This window comes from Sulfitobacter sp. HI0129, assembly GCF_001635395.1.
In the GTDB taxonomy this organism is placed as follows: Bacteria; Pseudomonadota; Alphaproteobacteria; order Rhodobacterales; family Rhodobacteraceae; genus Sulfitobacter.
Window position 1 is genome coordinate 1 of the sequence record NZ_LWGH01000460.1, and the last position, 3,817, is coordinate 3,817.

The window sequence follows — 3,817 nt, forward strand, 5'->3', positions numbered from 1 at the left end:
GTCAACGCCTCGATGCGGCGGATGCCGCTGGCGCTGGCGCTGTCGCCCAGCAGGACGAAAGCACCGATATCCCCGGTCTGGCGCACATGGGTGCCACCGCAGAGTTCCAGCGAATAGGTCGCCTTGTCAGCACCCTTGCCGGAGCCGTCCTTGCGGCCCATGGAGACAACGCGCACCTCGTCGCCGTATTTCTCCCCGAAGAGAGCCTGCGCGCCCAGGCCGCGGGCGTCATCCGGCGTCATGATCCGGGTTTCAACGGGGGCGTTCTGGCGGATGAAGCGGTTCACCTCCTCCTCCACGCGGGAAAGTTCGTCCTGTGAGAGCGCCTTGGAATGGCTGAAGTCGAAGCGCAGCCTGTCCTGCGCGTTGAGCGAGCCGCGCTGCGACACGTGATCGCCCAGCGTTTCGCGCAGGGCTTCGTGCAGCAGATGGGTGGCTGAATGGTTGGCGCGGATCGCGCCGCGGCGGGCGCCGTCCACCTCCAGCACCGCGGCCTGCCCCTGTTCGACATGGCCGCGCAGGACGGTGCCGTGATGCACGAAAACGCCCGCGGCCTTGCGGGTGTCGGTCACACGGATCTGGCCGGTCTCGGTGCGGATGATACCGGTGTCGCCGATCTGGCCGCCGCTTTCGGCGTAGAAAGGCGTCTGGTTCAGGGCCACCTGAACCTCGGCGCCTTCCTTGGCCGTGTCTGTGAGCTTGTTGTCCTCGACAATGGCGATCACCTGGCCTTCGGCGGTCTCCGTGTCGTAGCCGAGGAAGTCGGTGGCGCCGTGTTTATCGGCGACCGTGAACCAATGGCTGGCATCGGCCGCCTCGCCGGAGCCGGCCCATGCGGCGCGGGCCTTGGCCTTTTGCTCGGCCATGGCGGCATCGAAGCCTTCGGTATCGACGGTACGGTCCTGTTCGCGCAGCGCATCCTGCGTGAGGTCGAGCGGGAAGCCATAGGTATCGTAGAGTTTGAACGCCGCCTCCCCCGGAAGCGGGGCGCCTTCGGGCAGGTCGCGCAACTCGTCCTCCAGCAGGCGCAGGCCGCGTTCCAGCGTCTGCTTGAACCGGGTTTCCTCAAGATGCAGCGTTTCGGTGATCAGCGATTGGGCCCGGCCAAGCTCCGGGTAGGCCGCGCCCATTTTCCCCACGAGTGCGGGCACGAGGCGATACATCAGCGGGTCCTTCACCCCCAGAAGATGGGCATGACGCATGGCGCGGCGCATGATCCGGCGCAGCACATAGCCGCGCCCGTCGTTCGACGGCATGACCCCGTCGGCAATCAGGAAGGAGGTGGAGCGCAGGTGATCGGCGATCACCCGGTGGTGCGTCTTGCCGGGGCCATCGGGGTCGGTGTTGCTGGCATCCGCGCTCGCCTCGATCAAGTTGCGCATGAGGTCGGTGGCGTAATTGTCGTTCGTGCCCTGCAGCAGCGCGGCGACCCGTTCGATCCCCATGCCGGTATCGATGGATTGCGCGGCGAGCTCCCGCCGGGTGCCGTCCTCGAACTGTTCATACTGCATGAAGACGAGGTTCCAGATCTCCACGAAGCGATCGCCGTCCTCTTCGGGGGAGCCCGGAGGGCCGCCCCAGATATGGTCGCCGTGATCGTAGAAAATCTCCGACGAGGGGCCGCAGGGGCCGGTGGGACCCATCATCCAGAAGTTGTCATCCGTCGCAATGCGGATGATCCGCTCATCCGGAAGGTTCGCGATCTTCTTCCAAAGCTGCGCGGCCTCGTCATCGGTGTGGTAGACGGTAACATAGAGCCGCTCTTTCGGGATGCCGAAATCACGGGTCAGCAAGGTCCACGCGAATTCGATGGCTTCGGCCTTGAAATAGTCGCCGAAGCTGAAATTTCCCAGCATTTCAAAGAAGGTATGATGCCGCGCCGTATAGCCGACATTGTCCAGATCGTTGTGCTTGCCGCCGGCGCGCACGCATTTCTGCGCCGTGGTCGCGCGGGAATAGTCCCGGGTTTCGACCCCGGTGAACAGGTTCTTGAACTGCACCATGCCGGAATTGGCGAACATCAGCGTGGGATCGTTGCGCGGTACCAGCGGACCGGACGGCACCACGGCATGGCCCTGTTTGTCGAAATAGGACAGAAAGGTGGTGCGGATGTCGTTCAGGGTTTTCATGGGGTACCTTTGGCCGCGAAAATGGTCACGATCAGATACCTGTGCGAGCCGAAGCTGTCCACAGGCCAAAGTGACCCAACTGCCCGCTCAGTCCTTCGGGAGCTTGAACATCCGGTCCCCGTTGCGGATCACGCCGTCCGTCTCCACGCTGCAGAGGATACCCCGCAGCCGCAGATCAAGATGTTCCGGCACGGTGATCCAGTCCTTGGCATCGACGCCGTAGCGGACTTTCCACTTCACGCAGGCGTCGTTGAACACCTCCGACACCCGCAGAACAGCACTGCCGACGTCCAGCAATTGCCCTTCGGGCAGGTTGGCCCGCGAAAGGTCCATGTCCACGATGAAGGTATCGCCGGGGTGCACTGTGTTTTCCCGGTCCGTCCAGACGAGGTCGAGCACGCGCTTCTGCAGGATGCAGACCTGAATCCCCGGGTGCGGCGAGTCATCGGGCAGCTTCATCCATGGGGCGGTCTGCCAGCGTTCACCGGGGATGCCCTGCGCACGGGTCACTTCTATTTGATCGACGAAATTTCGTGCACCGTAGCCCGGCCGCAGGCACAGCATCTCGACTGCCGCCCCATCGGAGGGGGCGGCCATGATGTCGGGCAGTGCCCGGTCAAGCTGATCGCGGGTGACGGCTGTCACGTTCAATCGTCCAGCAACGCTTCGTCTTCCATGTCGGAGGCACCGAAGTCGAGGCCATGGGCCGCGCGAATCTTGTCTTCGATCTCCATCGCCATGGCGGGGTTGTCCTTCAGGAACTGCTTGGCGTTCTCACGCCCCTGCCCGACGCGTTCGTCGCCATAGCTGAACCAAGAGCCGGACTTTTCAACCACGCCGGCTTTCACGCCGAGGTCGAGCAATTCGCCCATCTTGGAGATACCTTCGCCATACATGATGTCGAATTCGACCTGCTTGAAGGGTGCCGCCACCTTGTTCTTCACGACCTTGACGCGGGTCGCGTTGCCGACGACCTCGTCACGGTCCTTCAGCGCGCCGATCCGGCGAATATCGAGCCGAACGGAGGAATAGAACTTGAGCGCGTTGCCGCCCGTGGTGGTTTCGGGGGAGCCGAACATCACGCCGATCTTCATGCGGATCTGGTTGATGAAGATCACCATGCAGTTCGAGCGGCTGATCGAGCCGGTGAGCTTGCGCATCGCCTGGCTCATCAGGCGGGCCTGAACGCCGACGCTGCTGTCGCCCATGTCCCCTTCGAGTTCCGATTTGGGCGTCAGGGCCGCGACGGAATCGACGATCACCATGTTGACGGCGCCCGACCGCACCAACGTATCGGTAATCTCCAACGCCTGTTCACCGGTATCGGGCTGGGAGATCAGCAATTCATCGATGTCGACACCCAGTTTGCGGGCATATTGCGGATCGAGCGCATGTTCCGCGTCGACAAAGGCGCAGACGCCGCCCGCTTTCTGCTGCTCTGCCACGCAATGCAGAGTCAGGGTGGTCTTGCCCGAGGATTCGGGACCATAGATCTCGATGATCCGGCCCATGGGCAACCCGCCGATTCCAAGTGCGATATCAAGGCCGAGCGACCCGGTGGAGCTGGCCCTGATGTCCTGCACCGCGCCCTGCGAGCCCAGTTTCATGATGGAGCCCTTGCCGAACTGACGTTCGATCTGGGCCAGCGCGCTGTCGAGCGCCTTTTGCTTTTCCGCGCTCTTCTTGTT

3 protein-coding genes are annotated in these 3,817 nt (G+C 63.2%); all 3 read right to left on the minus strand.

Going from position 1 to position 3,817, the window contains the following annotated elements; all coding sequences use genetic code 11:
• A partial coding sequence (alaS, locus tag A3764_RS12580) for an alanine--tRNA ligase (RefSeq protein WP_067951638.1) occupies nucleotides 1-2,129 on the minus strand: 2,129 nt, incomplete at its 3' end.
• Nucleotides 2,130-2,216: 87 nt separating this feature from the next.
• Nucleotides 2,217-2,726 (minus strand): hypothetical protein, encoded by a 510-nt coding sequence (locus A3764_RS12585; RefSeq protein WP_067927917.1) that lies wholly within the window; start codon nucleotides 2,724-2,726, stop codon nucleotides 2,217-2,219.
• A gap of 50 nt (nucleotides 2,727-2,776) precedes the next feature.
• Nucleotides 2,777-3,817 (minus strand): recombinase RecA (gene recA, locus A3764_RS12590; RefSeq protein WP_067951639.1); only part of this gene is annotated, 1,041 nt, incomplete at its 5' end.